This window comes from Rhodococcus sp. MT28 (genome assembly GCF_058792695.1).
Genome location: NZ_JBXAFD010000002.1, coordinates 339,128 through 359,817, shown reverse-complemented (window position 1 = coordinate 359,817; position 20,690 = coordinate 339,128). Strand labels below are relative to the sequence as shown.

Below are 20,690 nucleotides of genomic sequence, written 5' to 3'. Positions count from 1 at the left end.
TTGTGTTCCGGGGCTTTTCGATGTTCACGTTCAGCAGTTGGACGGTGCCGGGACGTTGTTGAAGCGATCGATCATGTATCCGACGGATTCGGGGGTACCCACCAGGTACGGCGTCGCGTGATTGATTGCCAGTCCCGGAATGATCGGGGGCAGTTCGTTGACGGAGAACTGCACCGTCGCGCCCTTGCCGCACCAGTCTCGCGCCAGTTGCTGTCCCTGGCCGAACGGAACGATGTCGTCGGAGCGGCCATGCTGAATGAGCACGGGCGACTCCGGCGTCAGCTTGCCGATCTTCTGCTCGTCGAGGATTGCCTGCGCCATGGGTAGACGCGCCAGAACTGCGGAGAGTGATTCACCGGAATTGGTGAAGCTCGACGACTGCTGGAAGCCGAACTGCAATCCACTTTCGGCGACGCACTGGTTCTTGGTGGCGGCCAACATCTGTCGGCCGCGATCGTTGATCTCGGCGTCGAGCAGCGGCTGAACCTCGGGGTACTGGGCAAGGATCCCGTTGAGCGCGTATCCGATCACTCCGGTGAGGAACGTGCCGTCGACCTGCTGCAGCGTCGCCGCCAGATCGGCGGGCGGTGCACCTGCGTACGTGCCCTTGAGATCAAGCTCGGGAGCATACGACGGCTTCAATTCCGTTGCGGCAGCGGCAGCTCCACCACCTTGCGAGTAACCCCACAGTCCGACGGGGCCGTCGGCGGGAATGCTCGTGTTCGGGAGTTGCTGAGCGGCTCGCACCGAGTCCAGAACCGCGTGTGCTTCGGCTTCACGGTTGACGTAGGTGTGATCGCCCGGAGTCCCGAGGCCCTCGTAATCGGTGACTACGACGGCAATGCCGTTGAGCAGCAACGTGTTCACCCAGATGGACTCGTAGCCGACCATGACGTCCGTCGGGAACTGGTACTCGATGCCGGTGTTGAACAGCTTGGACGGTGCGCACTGATCGCCCTGTCCGTGCGTTCCCACCGCTGCGGCAACCAGTGGACGCGCCCCCTGCCCGGTCCACGGGTTCGACGGTTCGAGATAGGTGCCCGTCACAGCAACGGGGGCGCCCTTGGCGTCCTCGCTTCGGTACATGATCTTGGTGGCGGTTGCCGGCCACGCACCGTTCGATCCGGGCACGCTCAGCAGCAGTGGTGACGGCTCACTCTTGATGAGATCTCCGTTGGCACCTGCCGGAAGCTCGGCCGGCGGCGTGTAAAAATCTGCCGGCTCCGCCGTTGCGGCAGGGGCCGTCACAGCACCCATGACCAGTGCCGCGACGGAGACCCCTGCCGCCCACCATGCTCTGCTCTTCACGTTTCGATCTCCCCACGTTCGCTTGCGCTGTGGCTTGGCACACAGCGAACGCAGAGTAACACATACCTCACGTAACACTTTTTCGTGAGGTTTTCGCCTTAACAGGCTGAATTACAACCGTTTACGACTACTTCGTGGGCTCCAGATTGGTGGTCAGCAGCGCACGAAGCTTGTCGGTATCAGCCGAGGTCCAGGCCTCGGGGTGCAGGATCTTGGCCCACATGTCCGCTGCATCCTCGCCGTAATTGTGACCGTGCCCGGACGGGACGTCAGCCGAGAAGACCATGTCGAGGGTTACCTGCCAGAAGGTCACGAGAGGAACCCACGTCATTCCCGGATCCACGTCGCGACCCAGCGGTTCCTTGAGCCAATCCGGCTTGTTGAGCAGCAGGTCGAAGGACCACCACGTGATCGGGTCGCTGGCGTGCTGCCAGTACACGATGCGATCGTCGTCCCAATCCGACTTCAGCTCCAGATCTTCCGGATCACCGGCAAACCGAATTGCCTGGCCACCGTCGATCACCGGCAGAATCTCCGGTGAGCCCGAGTCACGACTGTCCGTGATTTCCTGCCATTGGGCAGTGAAGTTGGGAGTTCCGACCCACAGTGCGCCGTCGACGCGCGTCATCATGTCCTGGGCGCCGGCAAATGCTGCCTGACCACCGTAGGAGCCGAGGCTCTCACCGAAGACAACCAGTTCGGGTCGCGTCTCAACGGGCAAGTCGATCCACTTGGCGTAGACCGCGTTGAACAGCGCGCGGCCGGCGATCATCGGCGTCTCACGGTCGGCGATGAAGGCCAACGGACTCGGAAGGAACGAGTACTGCATCGACGCGATCGCCGTGTCCCCGCCCTCGACGTACTCGAACGCCGACGCGACGTCCTCGTTCACCCAACCGCGACCGGTGGTCGTGACAACTGCGAGAGTTCCGCGGTCGAATCCGCCGGTGCGCTCCAACTCGTCGACGACCCGCTGTGCGACACCGTTGATCGAGTCCGAGGATTCACGTCCGGCATACACCCGGATCGGTTGCTTCGCTTCACGTCCGGTCAATGCAGAGATCTCGGCTGCAGTGGGACCGCTACCCATGAAGGTGCGACCCTCCTGGCCGAGAGAATCCCAAGCCTCGGCGGACATCGGCGAACCGCTCCGCTCTGCAATCATGGGCTGTTCGATGCCGTCCGGTGTTTCGTGATCCGCACCGGAGAAACTCCAGTTCGCGAAGGCGATCAGCCCGTTGTACAGCGCACCGTTCACGATGAAGATGCCGAGGGCGAAGATGACGATCAAGCTGCCGACCTTCGCCGCCTCGAGGGGAACGAACCGTAGTGCGACGGCGGTGAGCTTGTTGGTGGTGAACCGAAGACCACGGCCTGCCTCGAGCAGGATGAACCAGATTCCGAGCGAAATCATCAGCACCAGAAGATAATTCGCTTGATTGGTGCGTGGAGCTTCCACGAGATCGCGAACGATCTGCTGCCACCACGAACCGAGGACCAAGAACGTCGGCACCAGAATGACGGCCGCGACCAACAGGATTCGCCAGCCGATCTTCTTGGTGCGATCCGACCACTGCGGTTCGACGCCGCACTTGCGGATCATCCAGGCAACCGTCACGCCGACGCCGTATCCCATGGCGAGCGAGATGCCCGTCGCAACGCCCTGCAGGTACCACGCGCGCGGCAACAGGGACGGACTCATCGACCAGGTGAAGAAGACCAGAGCAAAGGCAAGCCCGACCGGGTGCAGCGTCTTGCAATAGAGGCGCAGCCGTTCCCACACACGTTTCATGCCGGAATCGTATGCGCCCCGTGCCCGAATCAGGTCACGAGGCGCACACGCGTCCAGTCTGTTTACGGGGCGAAGCGCAAAATCGCGGCAACTGCGCCGCCGCCCGGAATGTCCTCCGCGCGAACAGCGAGCACCCGCGCACCCGTCAGGAGCGCACGACGAGCGATCTCGTCGACGACCCCGTAGGTGCTTCCGTTGGTCGACTCACCGGTCGTGAGAGCGCCCGTCTGGGGATCGAGACTTCCGGGTACGACGGAATCTATGTCGATGAAAACGGTGTCGACCTGTCCGTACGTCGCGGCTGTTGCCACGTCGGCGACGTCCGTCTGAGTGCGTCCCTGTTCCGTGCGCACATTGAAGGTGTCCCGCACCGCCGCCAGCTGCTCGGCATGGAAGTCGTCGAGCGCCGGACGCGAACCGTCCGCCACTTCCTGCGTCGACAAGGCTTCCGGGTTTCCCTCGACGGTTTTGTCGACCAGGTGGCGGTACGAATTCACGGAGCGATACACCGACGCGATGGGTTCCGCAGCGGCCAGAATCAAGGGGACGTCACGGCCGGCGAGCACACCGCGGACCTCGTGATCGACTGCGCGGGCGTACTGATTGACGCGCAACTTTCGGCTGTCCGACCCCGACAACCGACCCGCTTCGGTACGGCTGTTGATCGACGACTTGCCCGCGTGATCCGCAGCGTTCTTCGGCATTCCCTGAACACGGACCTCGTCGGCCGGCTGATCGGCAGCGATCTCGATCAGTCGCACCGAACCCTCTGCCAGAGCGAGAACAAACGCCGTCTGGGGGAACGTCACCGAACGGAGCAGTGGCTTGAGATGAAACCGATCGCTGACCGTTTCGAGCGCCTGCAGACGGTTGGGGAGGCGGAAGGTCACCAGACGGTCCGGCGTCGCGTACGTGACCAATGAGCGCGACTGGAAGCGCCAGAAATCATCGTCGTCGTCGAGCTCTGCGTATTCGGCCTCGAACTGCTTGCGCTCGGCCGGATCCTCCACCGATGCGAGTGCCGAGCGGACCTGGTCCTTGAAGGCTATGCGCGCTTTGTCGTAATCCTGCGGCGCATCTTCAGTCGGAGTAACGATGGTGATGCAGGTGGGCCCCTCCACCTCCGCGAGTGCGGCAATTTCACCGTGGCTGGGAATGTCGTTGTGAAGCACTACGAACCTCCTGAAATTGGGTTCTCCTCACGCTACGCCCGGCTGGTTATGACCACTAGACTTTCCGGAGAATTCGGGACGAACGGTCCATAGTGGGCGCGGTTCTGGCCACCCCACTCCGAGCGAACGGCATGTTCATCGCCTCCAGTGCGCCGAAAGTGCCATTCGCTCGAAAACGGGGGCACACAAGCCGGGCACCGGCCGGGGCGAGCAGAGATCGGGTACATCGGCATACAAAAAACACCCTCCCGGATCCCGGGAGGGTGTTTTCTTACTGTGGAGCCTAGGAGATTCGAACTCCTGACATCTGCCTTGCAAAGGCAGCGCTCTACCAACTGAGCTAAGGCCCCGTTCGGTTTTCTGACCGGAGTCAGAGTACCTAGGTTCTATCCTGTTTCCAAATCGTGCCAAACCTTGTCTCCGCGCTGACTTTTGATCAGCTTGGTGACCCCGAGAGCTACCAGAATTCCGGCCCCGACAAGCAGGAAAACCTTCATTCCAGCAACCCTTCTTCGGCACATGGGAGTGGGCCTAGGAGGACTTGAACCTCCGACCTCTTCATTATCAGTAAAGCGCTCTAACCACCTGAGCTATAGGCCCCTGAACCGATTCCAAAGATTACCCCACCGGGCCGCTGACACCAAAACGGGCCCGGCGGAGCAATGTTTTCGCAGGTCAGTCGCGGTCGGCGAGAGTTACCTCTACGCCGCCAACCAGGTCGCTGCAGAGGTTGTAGATGAACGATCCGATCGTGACGAGTGCCGTGAAAAGCACCATGTTCGCGATGCCGATCAGCGCGGCGTAGCCGAACACCTGGCCGGCCGTCACCAGACCGTCGGAGCCGCCGTCGGCAACGATGTCGGTGAACGCGTTGTTCAGGCGATCCCAGACGCCCATGCCGTCGAGAACGACGTAGAGCAGTCCGACGGCCACCATCCACACGAAGAACAGCGATACCGAGATCACGGACGTGATCTTGAGCGTGGACCACGGGTCGATACGACGGATCTGGACCGTTGCGCGCAGTGGCGCACCGTCCACGACCGAGGCCGATACGGCGTGAGTTTTCTCACCCTTCACCGCAGCAGGCAACGGATGCTTGGCCTCGGAGAGGTCAGGCATGTCCTTCGGTAGATCCTTGCGATCGATGTGCCGAGTCGGCCCGTCGATCGCGGCGGCTTTTGCTTTCGGATTAGCGACCGTGGGACTGGCGACCGTGGCGTTTGCAGCCTTGGGATTTGCGCCCGAGGGTGTAACAGCCTTGGCTGCTGCCGCGCCGGCGACGCCACCGGTAGCTGCGGCAGCCGCCGTTCCCGTCACGACGGGACGTGCCGACGGGTTGCCGGCAGGACGACCCGTCGGTGCACCGGCAGCGGGGCGACCCGATTGCGGCTGTCCCTTCGGCGCACCACCCTGCGCGGGGTTTTTGGCCGGACCACCCTGCGCCGGGCCGGCCGCTGCAGGACGCTGCGGACCCGCAGGCGGCTTACCCCCGGCAGGAGCTGCCGGTCGACCCGCAGGAGCACCAGCGCCGGCTGGGCGCGTGATGTTGGTCTGCGGCTGACTTTGCGGAGCCTGACTTTGCGGAGCCTGATTCTGCGGTGGCTGAGTCTTCGACGCCGGGGCTTTGGACGCCGGGTTCTGAGCAGCGGGGTTCTGAGCTGGCTGCCCCTGCGGCTGACCCGACGGCTGGGGTCCGCGTTGCCACGGCGGCGCCTGGCTGCCACGAGCCTGATTGGCAACCGGTTGCGGCGGAGCCTGACCGTCACCCTTTGCCGGAGTTACCGGCGCAGCCGGAGCCACAGAAGGAGCGGAAGGAGCTTGACCCTTGGCCGCACCCGCGGCGTCGGAAGCCCCACCCGCCGGCTTCTGAGCCGACGGGCCGCGAGGCGGCTCTGGTGCCTTGGGCGCCGGAGCCGCCTCGGAAGCTTTGGGTCCGCCGTCCGCTGGAGCTGCAGGTTTCGAGGTCTGCGGCCCCGCCGGAGCAGTTGCCTGCTCCGGCTTCGGTGGCGTCGAACCTGAGGTGCTTTCGCTCTTCTGGTCACTGCCCGGCTGGTTGGGAGTGCTCACTAGGACTCCTTAGCTCCATCGGCATTGTCTGCGTTGTCGGTGGTCTCTGCAGCGAGCTCTTCGGGCTCGTCGGCGTTGCGCGCAATCGCGAGCAGTGTGTCGCCTTCGCCGAGGTTCATCAGACGCACGCCCTTGGTCTGGCGTCCCGCCTTACGAACCTGCTTGGCAGCCGTCCTGATGACGCCGCCGCCCGAGGTGATCGCGTACAGCTCGTCGTCGTCGTCGACGATGAGCGCACCGACCAGAGTGCCACGTTTCTTGTCGTACTGAATCGTGAGCACGCCCTTGCCGCCGCGACCCTGCACCGGGTAGTCCTCCATGCCAGTTCGCTTGGAGTAACCGCCCGACGTGGCGACCAGGAGGAACGTTCCTTCACGAACGACGTTGAGCGAGAGCAGCTCGTCGTCACCGTTGAAACGCATGCCCTGGACACCGGAAGTGGCGCGGCCCATCGGACGCAGTGCCTCGTCGGTGGCCGAGAAGCGGATCGACTGGCCCTGTGCCGAGACGAGAAGCAGGTCGTCTTCGGCGGAGCAGAGGACAGCGCCGACCAGTTCGTCTTCACCGCGCAGGTTGATGGCGACGATGCCACCGCTGCGGTTGGAGTCGAAGTCGGTGAGCTTGGACTTCTTGACCAGACCGTTGCGTGTGGCGAGCACCAGGTATGGCGCGTCTTCGTACGTCTTGATCTGGATGACGGACTGGATGCGCTCGTCCGGCTGGAATGCCAGCAGGTTGGCAACGTGCTGACCGCGAGCTGTACGGCTCGCCTCGGGCAGTTCGTAAGCCTTGGCGCGGTAGACGCGGCCCTTCGTGGTGAAGAACAGCAGCCAGTCGTGCGTCGACGTGACGAAGAAGTGCGAGACGATGTCGTCCTGCTTGAGGCCGGCACCCTGAACACCCTTGCCGCCGCGCTTCTGCGAGCGGTACAGGTCGGTCTTGGTGCGCTTGGCGTAACCGGTCTCGGTGATCGTGACGACGACGTCTTCGCGGGCGATCAGATCCTCGTCGTTGACGTCTCCGTCGGCGGCGATGATGCGGGTACGACGGTCGTCGCCGTACTTGTCGACGATTTCCTTGAGCTCGTCACGAACGATCGCGCGCTGACGCTCCGGGCGAGCCAGAATGTCTTCGAGGTCCGCGATTTCGAGTTCGATCTCGGCCAACTCGTCGACGATCTTCTGACGCTCGAGGGCGGCCAGACGACGCAGCTGCATGCCGAGGATGGCGTCGGCCTGGATCTCGTCGACGTCGAGGAGTTCCATCAATCCGGCGCGAGCGATGTCGACGGTCTGCGACGCACGGATCAAGGCGATGACCTCGTCCAGAGCGTCGAGGGCCTTGACCAGACCGCGCAGGATGTGGGCGCGCTCCTGTGCCTTGCGAAGCAGGTACCTGGTACGACGAACGATGACCTCGAGCTGATGCGCCGTGTACAGACGGATCATCTGGTCGAGGCGCAGCGTGCGCGGCACTCCGTCGACGATGGAGAGCATGTTGCAGCCGAAGCTGGTCTGCAGCTGGGTGTGCTTGTAAAGGTTGTTCAGCACGACCTTGGCAACGGCGTCACGCTTGACGGTGACGACGATGCGCATGCCGACGCGGTCCGAGGACTCGTCGTGGATGTCGGAGATGCCACCGATCTTGGCGTCACGAACCTGCTCCGCGATGGAGGTGATCAGGTTGTCCGGGTTGACCTGGTAGGGCAGCTCGGTGATGACGATCGTGGTGCGGCCCTTGGCATCTTCTTCGATCTCGACGACGCCGCGCATACGGACGGAGCCACGGCCGGTGGTGTAGGCATCCTGGATGCCCTGTCCACCGACGATGAGCCCGTGCGTCGGGAAGTCGGGTCCCTTGATGCGCTCCATGACGGCCGCGAGGGTGGCTTCCTCGTCCGCCTCGAAGTTCTCGAGCGCCCAGTAGATGGCCTCGGCAACTTCACGCAGGTTGTGCGGCGGAATGTTGGTGGCCATACCGACGGCGATGCCGTTGGAACCGTTGATCAGAAGGTTCGGGATTCGGCTGGGCAGAACCGTCGGTTCCTGCGTCTTGCCGTCGTAGTTCGGGGTGAAATCGACTGTCTCGTGGTCGATTTCGCGCAGCATTTCCATCGCGAGCGGCGTGAGCCTGCACTCGGTGTAACGCATGGCGGCTGCGCCGTCGTTGCCGCGGGATCCGAAGTTTCCCTGACCGTCGACGAGCGGGTAACGCAGCGACCACGGCTGGGCCATACGGACCAACGTGTCGTAGATCGAGGAGTCGCCGTGGGGGTGGTAGTTACCCATGGTCTCGGCGACCGGTCGGGCAGACTTCACGTATCCGCGGTCGGGGCGATATCCGTTGTCGTACATCGCGTAGAGCACGCGGCGGTGCACCGGCTTGAGTCCGTCGCGGACATCCGGCAGAGCGCGACCGACGATGACGCTCATGGCGTAGTCGATGTAGCTGTTCTGCATTTCCTGCTGGATGTCGACCGGTTCGATCCGGTCGTGTTGCGGACCGTCCGGTGGCAACGTGGTGTCGGTCATGAGCTCACTTTCTTAAAAGAGGGGGCAAGCCCCTGTGCGCGGAAAAGGAGCCCGGGGACTCCTCAACCACGCACAGGGCCGCAGGCCTACACGTCGAGGAAACGAACGTCCCGGGCATTGCGGGTGATGAAGCTGCGTCGTGCTTCGACGTCTTCGCCCATCAGCACGCTGAACAGCTCGTCGGCAGCAGCCGCGTCGTCGAGCGTGACGAGACGCAGAACGCGCACCGTCGGGTCCATCGTGGTTTCCCACAGCTCCTTGGCGTTCATCTCGCCGAGGCCTTTGTAGCGCTGGATGCCGTCGTCCTTGTTGATCTTCTTGCCGGACTCGAGGCCGGCCTTGACCATCGCGTCGCGCTCGCGGTCGGAGTACGCGAATTCCGGCTGCGCACCCTTCTGCCACTTGAGCTTGTACAGCGGCGGCTGCGCGAGGTAGACCTTGCCGTGCTCGACGAGCGGCCGCATGAAGCGGAACAGCAGCGTGAGCAGCAGCGTTGCGATGTGCTGACCGTCGACGTCGGCGTCGGCCATGAGCACGATCTTGTGATAGCGCAGCTTGGCGATGTCGAACTCGTCGTGGATGCCCGTGCCGAACGCGGTGATGATCGACTGGACTTCGGTGTTCTTGAGGACGCGATCGATACGCGCCTTCTCGACGTTGATGATCTTTCCGCGGAGCGGGAGGATCGCCTGGTACATCGAGTCTCGGCCGGACTTGGCCGAGCCGCCTGCGGAGTCGCCCTCCACGATGTAGATCTCGGACTTCTCTGGATCGTTGGAGCGGCAATCGGCGAGCTTGCCTGGCAGGCCACCGAGGTCGGTCGCACTCTTACGACGGACCAGCTCACGCGCCTTACGTGCGGCGACGCGGGCCTGCGCCGACGAAACAGCCTTGTTCACAATGGTTTTCGCGTCGGCGGGGTTCGCCTCGAACCAGTGCGCGAGGTGCTCGTTGCACGCCTTCTGCACGAAGGACTTGACCTCGGTATTGCCGAGCTTGGTCTTGGTCTGACCCTCGAACTGGGGTTCACCGACCTTCACCGAGATGATGGCCGCGAGTCCTTCACGGATGTCGTCACCGGTGAGCTTGGGATCCTTGTCCTTGAGCAGCTTCTTTTCGAGCGCGTACTTGTTGACCGTTGCGGTCAGTGCGGCGCGGAAGCCCTCTTCGTGGGTACCACCCTCGTGGGTGTTGATGGTGTTGGCGAAGGTGTGCACGGACTCCGAGTATCCGGAGTTCCACTGCATTGCGACCTCGAGCTCGTGGCCGGTGCCCTTGGCGGTGAATCCGACGACCGAGTTGTGGATCGGGGTCTTGCTCTTGTTGATGTGCCGGACGTAGTCCTCGAGTCCACCGGGGTAGTGGTAGATACGGGTCTTGGACTTACGCGGCGCTGCCTGAGCAGCTTCTTCGGCTTCTTCGGCAGCAGACTTGGGAGCCTCGGCCACCTCGGCAGCTTCGTCGTCGATGACCTCGGCGCGCTCGTCGGTCAGCGTGATGGTCAGGCCCTTGTTGAGGAAGGCCATTTCCTGCAGACGACGCGCAACGGTCTCGAAGTTGTAGCGGGTGGTCTCGAAGATCTCGGGATCGGCCCAGAAACTGACGGTGGTGCCGGTCTCCTTCGTCGGGTCGCCCTGTACGAGCTCTCCCGGCTTGGAATCGGTGTACGTCTGCTGCCACCGGTAGCCGTCGACCTTGATGTCGACGTCGAGCCGGGTCGAGAGCGCGTTGACCACCGAGATGCCGACGCCGTGCAGACCACCGGAGACGGCGTAGGAGTCGGAGTCGAACTTGCCGCCGGCGTGCAGCTGGGTCAGCACGACCTCGACGGTGGGAACTCCGGAGGCGTGCATGCCGACCGGGATGCCACGGCCGTCGTCGATGACGCGGATTCCGCCGTCTTCGAGGAGGGTGACCTCGACCTTGGTGGCGTGTCCGGCCATCGCCTCGTCGACCGAGTTGTCGACGACCTCCCAAATGAGGTGGTGCAGACCGCGTTCACCGGTGGAACCGATGTACATGCCTGGACGCTTACGTACCGCCTCGAGTCCTTCGAGGACGGTGATGGACGACGCGTTGTAGTCCTTGCTGGAAGTGCTTGTATCTGACTTCTGGGCAGCCACGGGTGGGTAGCTCTCCTTCTCCGTCAATACTCGAGCGCAGCCGTCAGCAAGCCCTTGCGGGTGTCGTCGGAGCGGGTTCGAGAATGTTGCCGCTAGTTACCGTTGACCATCTTACTGGTAAGCACCGACTAGAAGCGGCCAATGACACCCCTGGCTGCGCCGCAGACGAATTTTTACGATCCCCGGAAGGTGAAACGCTAGGAACTTTGCTTCTCCGAGCGACGCTCTCTCAGGCTCGCGATAAATGCCCGCGCATGTTCGGCAACCTCACCCGGATGTGAAAACGGCGACCAGTGTCCCGCGGCAATTTCACGTCGCTGCAGGTCGGAGACCCATTTTTCGGTGTCTTCGTATCCCACCGGACGAACGGCTTTGTCGTACTTGTTCAGAATGAGCTGAACAGGCACGTCCGTGTACCGATCCCGCGGCTTGCCGAGAGACGGCCGGATGTTCGCGCGATAAAGCTTGAGTCCGTTCACCATGTCGTCGGCAATGGTGGGCGCGGTGTTGACCACACGGGGGTCCAGACCGTCGAAGAAGCCCAGAAACGCCGGCCAGTGCTTGGAGAACCACAGACGCAACGGAAGGGTGCACAGCCCGGGAATCTGGAACAGAACGGTGTAGGCCGACGCAATTCCCTGCGCCGCCGGGCCGAGGAAACGACGCTTGGACGCGCTCGCCCGGATCCACTTGCCGAGATGATCGAGATTGGGGCCCGAGATGGACGAGAACGACGCGATCTTCTCTTCGGCACCCGGCTCGCAGACCGCTTCCCACGTTTCCACGGATCCCCAGTCATGTGCCAGGACGTGCACCGGCTTGCCCGGGCTGACCGCGTCGATGACGGCAAAAAGATCGCCGGCCAGTGCGCTCAGTTGGTAGTCCTGCACCCTCGAGGGGATCGTGCTCTCACCGGCCCCGCGGCTGTCGTAGCTGACGACGCGGAAGTCGTCTGCCAGCAAAGGCACGATGCGGTTCCACAATTCATGGGTGTCGGGCCAACCATGCACCAGGACGATGGTCTCGCCGTCTGCCTTGCCCTGCTCGAACACGGCCAGGCTGACGGAACCGTTGGTCACGCGACGCGCGGTCACGGCATGGACAGGAGAGTGCTTCGACATTGTCGAACCCTTCGGAGTCGGGAAATATCTAGAGATCGAGAACGAGACGTCCACCGTCGGAACGGGATACGCAGATGAGCATCTCCGTTTCCTGTTCGGTGTCGGTCAGACGCCTTTCGCGGTGATCGGGTTTACCCGCGAGCACCTTCACACGACAGGTTCCGCAGAAACCCTGCTGACACGAGTACCCGACACCGGGCAAAGTCTTCTTGATGACGTCGAGCGCGGACTCGTCGGCGGGCACGGTGAGCACCTGTCCCGAATTGACAAGCTGCACTTCGAATTCCTTGCCGTCGATCACCGGCGGAGCCCCGAACCGCTCGAAATGCAAAGCGGTGGAGGGTGTATCGCGGAAACCGCGGCGGACGGCATCGAGCATCGGCGTCGGGCCACAGCAGTACACGGCGCCGCCGACCGGCGCTCGTCCGAGAAGGTCTGTGGTGGTGGGCAATCCGAACTCGTCGTCCGGGCGCACGAAGACACGCTCGGGTTCCCAGGTTGCGATCTCGTCGAGAAACGGCATGGATTCACGAGAGCGGCCCGAGTACACGAAGTACCAGTCCATCCCCAATTCTCTTGCCGCACGGACCATTGCGATGATCGGCGTGATACCGATGCCGCCGGCGACGAACAACGCGCTGCCTTCTCCGACAAACGGGAAGCCGTTGCGTGGTCCGCGTACCGTGACGTGCTCACCGGGCTGGAGAGCGTGCATCTCGATGGAACCGCCACCGCCGTCGGGGATCCGGCGCACCGCGACGCTGTACCCCGTGCGATCGGCAGGGTCGCCGCACAGCGAATACTGACGCCGCAGACCCGAAGGTAGATGGAAGTCCAGGTGCGAACCCGGATGCCACGGCGGAATCGGTGAGCCGTCCGCGGATTCGAAGCGCAGGCGAACGACGTTCTCGTCAGTCGCCACCACCTCACGCGTACTGACCACCATGTTCATGGCCGTGTCGGGGTTGTGGCCAGCGATCTCGGGGTTGTAGTCGTAGGCCGTCAACACCCGAAGGTACTTGTCCGCCAACAACTCCGTGATGCGCATGGCACGGTCGGGACGGTTCTTTCCGGACAAATCGGGTGGCGCCGGAAAACGCGGCAACCCGTCGTGCCCGGAGATGACGTCCTTGACCCTCGAGAGTGAAATCACCGTGCAGCCGCCTGAGCTGCGGGTGACGACGCCAGGTACTGCACCGCCTGGGCGGTCGAGCCCTCGTTACTGGGGTGATAGGACTTGCTGAAGTACGTCGACATCCGCTTGACCAGCTCGAACGACGTGGGAACTGTGCCACGCTTTCCGGCCGCGATGAAATCGGACAGGTGGGGGCGTCGACGGCTGGGAGCCTGAGCGGCAAGCTCGGGATCGTTGCGCATCAAGAACCGGGTACCGCGAATCCACAGCCACACGATTGCGGGCGTGACGAGGATCTGGGTACGGATCCGGCGGGTCTCACGCTTGTCGAAGTAGCGCATGACGTCGTACGCGACGGCTCGGTGTTCGACTTCTTCGGCGCCGTGCCAGCGAAGGAGATCAAGCATGGTCGGGTGCATGCCGGCTTTGTCCAGTCCCTTGGCGTTGAGCACCCAGTCGCCGAGGAAAGCAGTGATGTGTTCGATGGCCGCGATGATCGCCAAGCGCTCCACCAGGTGATTCTCGGCACGCAGACCCGTCATCGGACGCGGTCCGAGCAGCTTCGAGAATGCCCACTCCATCTGCTGGGTGTACGGCGTCGGATCGAGGCCGTTTTCCTTGAGATGGACGAGGACACCCGAGTGCGCGTTGGAGTGCATCGCCTCTTGGCCGATGAATCCGACGACGTCCTCACGGAGTTTCTCGTCCTCGATCAGAGGAAGAGCTTCCTTGAAGGTCTCGACAAACCATTCCTCACCGGCGGGGAGGAGAAGGTGAAGCACGTTGAGAACGTGTGTGCTGAACGGATCGCCCGGAATCCAGTGCATGGGCAGATCGGACCAGTCGAACTCGACATTGCGAGCCTGCAACAGGATGTGATCCGGCTCGGCGAACGACGAAGCGGGTGTCGATATCTTCTGCGACATCTAGCTACTCCTTCATGCCTGCCGATCGGTGGGGAACGACAGCCTTGTGACACAGTTCACTCACTAGCGAGTTTTAACTGTAACACGAAGTAATAGGTAGAACCAGGGCCTGGTTGAGTTTTCCTCAGCCGTACGTATCGCGAGGTCCGCGGCCTTTCACATGCCTTTCTCCCTTGCGCCAGCTAGGCGCACTCGGACCGGTGATCCGCAGTGTCTTCACGACGCCGTCACCGACGGCAGCAGCGATCTTGGCCAGAATCTGGGACTGCATCATGCGCAACTGGGTAGCCCACGCCGTCGATTCGGCAGAGATGCTGAGAACACCTTCTTTCAGAGAGATCGGCTCGGCGTGCGCGGAGATGTCTTCTCCGACGACCTGCGGCCACCGACCGAGGACCGTGCCCTCGGACACCTTGGGGGACCACCCACGCGATTTGGAGATAGCGCTGGTGAGAGCGCCGAACGGCTGAGGGTCCCGCGCATCCGGGCCGGGGCCGGACCAACCGCTGCGTCGACGCGGTCGGCCACTTCCGTATTTGGGCGACGATCGCCCCTGCCCGACGGCCTTGCCGTTGGCCTTTGCCGTCGCGCGTGCCTCCTCGAGGGCACGGCGCGCCAGATCGATCCCTTTGAGCTCGGGCTCCGGAGCCGCGCTGCTGTCTTCAGTCATCGAACTCGACCTCCTGATCTGTCGAGCCTACGGGCACTATCCGGGATATCCGACCGTCTCCGGTATCGGAGGCTTCGACGCCGAACTTGGCCGCCTCGAGTTCGTCCGGTACGTCCTCGGGAACGGCGGCCGTGATCAGTACCTGTTCTGCGGTGGCGGCAACGGTGGCGAGCGCACGACGGCGACGACGGTCCAATTCCGCGAAGACATCGTCGAGCATCAGGACCGGGTCGCTGCCGTCCGCGCGCAACAGAGCAAAACCTGCCAGTCTCAGCGAAAGCGCAAAAGACCACGATTCACCATGGCTGGCAAAACCTTTCGCCGGACTGTCGCCGAGAATCAGCTCCAGGTCGTCCCGATGCGGACCGACCAGACACACTCCGCGATCGATTTCCTTCGACCTCATCTGCGCCAACTCGAGATGGAATCTCTCCTCGAGGTATGCAACGTCGTCGATACCGGAAATCCTTGCAGGATCGGTGAATTCGGGATCCAACGAGGACCCCAGACTGCTCTTGTATCGAATCGACGCCGGCCGGGATTCGGGTGCAATGGAACGATACGACTCCGCCAGGTGGGGCGCCAGATCATGGACCAACTCGAGGCGCCCGGCCAACAATTGTGCGCCGTGAGCGGCCAGATGCCCGTCCCACACCTCGAGGGTGGAGAGGACGTTGTCGGACTCGCCACCACGAGAACCGCGACGCAAAGCCGCACCGGCAGTTTTGAGTAGGGCTGAGCGCTGACGCAGAACTTTGTCGTAATCCGCACGGACAGCAGCCATTCGGGGTATCCGGGACGTCAACAACTCGTCGAGATAGCGTCGACGATCGCCAGGATCTCCGCGAACCAACGACAGATCTTCCGGCGCGAACATCACCGACTGCAGAATCCCCAGCACTTCCCGCGGACGACGCGTCGGAGACTGATTTATCCTGGCGCGGTTGGACTTTCCCTCGATCAGTTCGACATCGATGGTCAGTTCGCGCCCATTGTTGACCACCGTTGCACCGGCAAAGGCACTGGCGGAACCGCTGCGGATCATCGGTGCATCCGCGGACACTCGATGTGACGACAGCGTCGACAGATACCCGAGCGACTCGAGCACGTTGGTTTTACCGTGCCCGTTGGAACCGAGGAACACGGTTGTTCCCGGCGTGAGGTCAAGCGTCAGCGAATCCCAGGATCGGAAGTCCCGCAGCGAAAATCTACGAACGAACACTTAGCTTCCAGAAGCCGAATTCTTGGGCGAAGCGCTCTTGACCGCGTGACCACCGAACTGATTACGCAAGGCAGACACCGCCTTCATGGCCGGTGAATCATCCTGTCGTGAAGCAAATCTCGCGAACAGAGCAGCCGAGATGACGGGAGCGGGGACCGCGTGCTTGATAGCTTCCTCGACCGTCCAGCGGCCCTCACCGGAATCCTCGGTATAGCCCGTGATCTGCGCAAGCTCCGGATCTTCCTCGAGGGCGTCGACAAGCAGATCGAGCAACCACGAACGTACGACGGTTCCCTTCGACCAAGCTCGGAGCACGCCCGGAACGTCCGCGATCAGGCTTTCCGCCTCGAGGAGCTCGTACCCCTCGGCATACGCCTGCATCAGGCCGTATTCGATGCCGTTGTGCACCATCTTCGCGTAATGACCAGCACCGACGGGACCGGCGTGGACAAAGCCGTCTGCAGCCTCACCGTCGGGGCGAAGGGCGTCGAAGATCGGCATTGCCTTCTTGACGTCAGGCTCGGATCCGCCCACCATCAGGCCGTAGCCGTTCTCACGGCCCCAGATGCCACCGGAGACACCGCAGTCGAGGAAACCGATCCCACGGGCGCCCAACAGCTCGGCATGAACAGCGTCGTCGGTGAAGCGAGAGTTTCCACCGTCGATGACCAGATCGCCGCCCTCGAGGGTATCCGCCAGTTCGGCAATGGTGCTCTGGGTGATGTCACCGGCCGGAACCATCACCCAGACGACTCGAGGTCCCTCGAGGGATGCAGCTAGTTCGGCAAGTGACCCGACATCGGTGACTTCCGGTCGAGGGTCGTATCCGATCACCTCGAGGCCATGCGCGCGCAAGCGCTCACGCATGTTGAAGCCCATCTTGCCGAGACCTACGAGTCCGATCTTCATACTGTTCTCCCTGGTCAGGCGCGAACTGAAGTGCGGGGTTTCACTCAGCCCGGAAGGCGAACCGGCATCAGCAGGTACGTGTACTCGCTCGAGGGCGCAGCGAAGTTACCGGATTCGTCTGCCGTGGGCTCTTCCTCGGCCGCGGGGCGAAGAACAGCCGGACGGCTGGGAGTGGTGAAGCCGAACAGAACGTTTTCGCTGTGAAGCGAATTCAACCCGTCGATGAGGTAACCGGGGTTGAACGCAATGGTGAGTGCTTCGCCCTGGAACGACGCGTTGAGCGTCTCTTCCGCGCGGCCGGCGTCGTCGCCACCCGCAGAGAGGAGCAGGCCGTCAGCGGAGAACTGCATGCGAACCTGTGCGCCACGCTCGGCGACGAGTGCTACACGCTTGATGGCCTCGATGAGAGGCGTGACCTCGACCGTTGCCATCGCGGTGTGCTGAGCAGGCAGCAACTGACGGAACTTCGGGAACTCGGCGTCGAGGAGGCGCGTCGTGGTGCGGCGTCCGTCGTTGACGATGCCGAGGAGTCCGTCGTTTCCGATGGTCGTACCGGAGCCGAGAGCCAACTCGACCGGCGAATTTGCATTGCCGGCAAGCGTTTTCGCGGACTCGGACAAAGTCTTGGCCGGGATGAGAACAGCAGCCTGGACGTCGGGATTGGCCGGAGTCCACTCGAGTTCACGTACGGCGAGACGGAAGCGGTCGGTAGCGGCGAGGACGATCGAATTCTGTTCGATCTCGACACGGATACCCGTGAGCATCGGAAGGGTGTCGTCCTTGCCGGCTGCAACAGCTACCTGGCTGATGGCTTCGGAGAACAGGTCGACGGGAATGGACCCGGACTGCTGCGGAAGCGTCGGAAGCTGGGGGTAGTCCTCGACCGGCATCGTGGGCAGGGAGAACTTGGCGCTTCCGCACGAGATGAGCACGCGAGTGCCCTCGAGGGTCACATCGACCGGCTTGTTGGGAAGCGACTTGGTGATATCTGCGAGGAGGCGACCGGAGACGAGTGCCTGACCTGCAGTTGTGACATCTGCCGAGACGCGGACCTGCGCGGATACCTCGTAGTCGAACCCGGAAACGGTGAGGCCGGCTTCGGTTGCGTCGAGAAGAACTCCGCCGAGAACCGGCACGGGCGGCCTCGAGGGCAGGCTACGAGCAACCCACGCTACTGAATCAGCGAACTCTTCCCGGGAAACGCGAAACTTCAGGCTTCCAAGCTCCATCGCCGGGTTATTCCTCTCGGTAGGCATGTTCGTCTGCTGCGGATCTGCATCAGCTCACTTGAAGTCTGACACAGACCAAGCGATGCCCACCGTATGCCCTCGAGGGCGCAAGTGGAAAGCCGAAGCCGCGGCGAGCGCAGCCTGAGGCGAGGTTCTCAACAGGAGTTGTCCCCAGAACTATTTTCAAAGAGCTTTTCCTAGGAAATTCTCAGTAGTAGTAATAAGTCCTGTGCAATCTGTGGAGCAACGGTTGTCGACGCTGGTAGGTCCCCTCGAGGGCCTGTGCACTTCTCGAGGACAGACTCGAGGACCAATCGACCCCCTCTGTGCACTCTCTGAAAGTTTTCGGATTCCTCCTCGAGAACTCCACAGACTTTCGGAGTTATCAACACACTTATCCACAGATGTGAATACTTTTCACAAGAAACGAAGAGTTTGTTCTCATCGGCGTGTCTGACTCCGGCGTGTCGTCCCTCGAGGTGGACAACCGCCCTCGAGGGGACCGCACGTGGAACCCTTCGAATACACCGATGCCGCTCGAGGGAACCTCTGCCTCGAGCGGCATCGATCGAAATAAGTGCAGGTCAACGCTTGGAGCGCTGCTTGATCCTTGCGGTCAACTCCTGAACCTGGTCGTACACCTTGCGGCGTTCCGTCATTTCCTTACGGATCTTCTTGTCGGCGTACATGACCGTCGTGTGGTCACGGCCGAACGTCTGACCGATCTTCGGCAAGGACAAATCAGTGAGCTCACGGCACAAATACATCGAGATCTGGCGGGCCTGAGCGAGTGGCCGGGCCTTACCCGGCCCACACAGGTCGTCGATCGACATGTTGAAGTATTCGGCCGTCACCGCCATGATCGTCGCCGCGTTGATCTCGAGGCTCGACGAATCGGGCATCAGATCGCGCAGGACCACCTCGGCCAACGTCAGATCCAACGGCTGGCGGTTGAGCGAGGCAAAAGCGGTGACGCGGATCAACGCGCCCTCGAGTTCACGAATGTTGCGCTCGATACGGCTGGCGATCAACTCGAGGACGTCGTGCGGGACCTCGAGGCGATCCATCCTCGCCTTCTTGCTCAGAATCGCGATACGCGTCTCGAGCTCAGGCGGCTGAACGTCGGTGATCAGGCCCCATTCGAAGCGCGTCCGCAGACGCTCCTCGAGGGTTGCCAACTGTTTGGGCGGACGGTCCGAGGAAACGACGATCTGCTTGTTCGCGTTGTGCAAGGTGTTGAAGGTATGGAAGAACTCCTCCTGAATACCTTCCTTGCCTTCGATGAACTGGATGTCGTCGACCAGCAGGACATCCGTTTCCCGGTAGCGACGCTTGAACGCGACCTTGCGGTCGTCACGAAGACTGTTGATGAAGTCGTTGGTGAATTCTTCGGTCGAGACGTACTTGACCCGCATGCCGGGGAACAGTCGCTGTGCGTAGTGGCCGGCCGCATGAAGAAGGTGCGTCTTGCCCAGGCCCGAAGCTCCCCAGATGAACAAGGGGTTGTACGCACGCGCCGGCGCCTCCGCGATCGCGACGGCAGCGGCATGAGCGAATCGGTTGGACGATCCGATCACAAAAGTGTCGAAGGTGTACTTCGCATTGAGGCTGTTGGCGCCGGACCCCGAAGCAGAAGGAGTAGCGGGCGGCTTCGTGAAGTACGACGGCCACGATTCGTGAACGCTCGCGAGTGCTTCGCGGTCGTCGTCGACTTCTTCGGTCTCGGCAGTCTCGGAGTCCGAAGGTTCGCCGTCGCCTTCGGTGAATCTGCGCCGACGGTATGCGCCCGATGAGTTGACCGACTCGAACTGACGGCTGCCCGTGCGCTCCTCGACCGGTTCGGCGGGTGCGTCGGCATCGTCTTCGAGTGCAATGCGGACACCGAGTCCCTCGACCTGGCCACCGAGATGGCGTCCGAGTGCCTGCAGGATCGGCTCGCGCAGATCGCGCTCGATCGTCTCTTGAGCAAATGGCGATGGAACCGAGAGGAGTGCAAAACCCTGAGCAAGTGTGAGAGGCCTCACCAGACGGACAAATGCCTTCTGCTTGCTGCTCAAAGCCGGAAGATTACTTCCGGGGTCATCACTCGTGAGTTCTGCAACCACGTCGACCCAGACCCGTGCGAGCGCGTTGGGATCGTCGTTCACGTGGTTCCTTCCCGTGTTTCGCCGACAGTGGGTGTGCTGCAGCTGCCGAGCGTATGGCTGCGGCGTCGAATGATTCGGTGGATTACCACCCGGGGTGAGAACCCCGTAACAGGCTACGAATATGCCACCTGGGCTGTGTTTCCACACAATTATCCACAGATGTGGACAAACCTGCACCGAGTCGGTTTTTTCGTCAACCAAATTCGTCAAAGTGACCGAGAAATTGATCTACCTGCAACTTTGTCGGAACTCGAGGCGTTCGCCACTTGGTGTCGGGGATGCGTCAACACTCACAGCCCTGTGGATGAATGTGGAAACTCGGGATTCGGGGTCGC

14 protein-coding genes and 2 tRNA genes are annotated in these 20,690 nt (G+C 62.3%); all 16 read right to left on the bottom strand.

Annotated elements, in window-relative coordinates:
- Positions 1–30 precede the first annotated feature (30 nt).
- The 16 genes from AC1Q6C_RS10005 to dnaA all read right to left on the bottom strand — a co-directional run bounded on the left by AC1Q6C_RS10005 (position 31) and on the right by dnaA (position 20,355).
- Positions 31–1,308: a lipase family protein gene (locus AC1Q6C_RS10005; RefSeq protein WP_492666580.1), complete on the bottom strand. Its 1,278-nt coding sequence runs from the start codon at positions 1,306–1,308 to the stop codon at positions 31–33.
- A gap of 127 nt (positions 1,309–1,435) precedes the next feature.
- Positions 1,436–3,100 (bottom strand): alpha/beta hydrolase, encoded by a 1,665-nt coding sequence (locus tag AC1Q6C_RS10000; protein WP_007729186.1) that lies wholly within the window; start codon positions 3,098–3,100, stop codon positions 1,436–1,438.
- A gap of 62 nt (positions 3,101–3,162) precedes the next feature.
- Positions 3,163–4,272, bottom strand: a complete 1,110-nt coding sequence (locus tag AC1Q6C_RS09995) for a baeRF11 domain-containing protein (RefSeq protein ID WP_054828211.1) — start codon at positions 4,270–4,272, stop codon at positions 3,163–3,165.
- Between the two features lie 277 nt (positions 4,273–4,549).
- Positions 4,550–4,622 (bottom strand) — tRNA-Ala (locus tag AC1Q6C_RS09990).
- 176 nt (positions 4,623–4,798) lie between these two features.
- A tRNA-Ile gene (locus AC1Q6C_RS09985) sits at positions 4,799–4,872 on the bottom strand.
- A 75-nt stretch (positions 4,873–4,947) separates the two neighbouring features.
- Positions 4,948–6,342, bottom strand: coding sequence for a DUF3566 domain-containing protein (locus tag AC1Q6C_RS09980; RefSeq protein WP_492666579.1), 1,395 nt, complete (start codon positions 6,340–6,342; stop codon positions 4,948–4,950).
- Positions 6,342–8,873 carry a DNA gyrase subunit A gene (gene gyrA / locus AC1Q6C_RS09975; protein ID WP_030536716.1) on the bottom strand — a complete coding sequence of 844 codons (2,532 nt, stop codon included), beginning with the start codon at positions 8,871–8,873 and terminating at the stop codon, positions 6,342–6,344. Before gyrA ends, AC1Q6C_RS09980 begins: the two co-directional genes overlap by 1 nt.
- Positions 8,874–8,959: 86 nt before the next feature.
- Positions 8,960–10,996, bottom strand: coding sequence for a DNA topoisomerase (ATP-hydrolyzing) subunit B (gyrB, locus tag AC1Q6C_RS09970; protein ID WP_003942515.1), 2,037 nt, complete (start codon positions 10,994–10,996; stop codon positions 8,960–8,962).
- 197 nt (positions 10,997–11,193) lie between these two features.
- Positions 11,194–12,117, bottom strand: a complete 924-nt coding sequence (locus AC1Q6C_RS09965) for an alpha/beta fold hydrolase (protein ID WP_007729179.1) — start codon at positions 12,115–12,117, stop codon at positions 11,194–11,196.
- A 28-nt stretch (positions 12,118–12,145) separates the two neighbouring features.
- Complete coding sequence (locus tag AC1Q6C_RS09960; protein WP_030536717.1) at positions 12,146–13,267, bottom strand: PDR/VanB family oxidoreductase; 1,122 nt, start codon at positions 13,265–13,267, stop codon at positions 12,146–12,148.
- Positions 13,267–14,178, bottom strand: coding sequence for a metal-dependent hydrolase (locus AC1Q6C_RS09955; protein WP_007729174.1), 912 nt, complete (start codon positions 14,176–14,178; stop codon positions 13,267–13,269). Before AC1Q6C_RS09955 ends, AC1Q6C_RS09960 begins: the two co-directional genes overlap by 1 nt.
- A gap of 124 nt (positions 14,179–14,302) precedes the next feature.
- A complete protein-coding gene (locus AC1Q6C_RS09950) occupies positions 14,303–14,848 on the bottom strand; it encodes a DUF721 family protein (protein WP_003942471.1) in 546 nt (181 codons plus the stop codon).
- Positions 14,841–16,070, bottom strand: a complete 1,230-nt coding sequence (gene recF / locus AC1Q6C_RS09945; protein ID WP_030536718.1) for a DNA replication/repair protein RecF — start codon at positions 16,068–16,070, stop codon at positions 14,841–14,843. Before recF ends, AC1Q6C_RS09950 begins: the two co-directional genes overlap by 8 nt.
- A complete protein-coding gene (gene gnd, locus AC1Q6C_RS09940) occupies positions 16,071–16,979 on the bottom strand; it encodes a phosphogluconate dehydrogenase (NAD(+)-dependent, decarboxylating) (protein ID WP_050656766.1) in 909 nt (302 codons plus the stop codon).
- Positions 16,980–17,023: 44 nt separating this feature from the next.
- Entirely contained in the window at positions 17,024–18,208 is a 1,185-nt protein-coding gene (gene dnaN / locus AC1Q6C_RS09935; protein ID WP_007729165.1) for a DNA polymerase III subunit beta, read from the bottom strand.
- A gap of 584 nt (positions 18,209–18,792) precedes the next feature.
- Positions 18,793–20,355 (bottom strand): chromosomal replication initiator protein DnaA, encoded by a 1,563-nt coding sequence (gene dnaA / locus AC1Q6C_RS09930; protein ID WP_003942491.1) that lies wholly within the window; start codon positions 20,353–20,355, stop codon positions 18,793–18,795.
- Between the last annotated feature and the right edge of the window lie 335 nt (positions 20,356–20,690).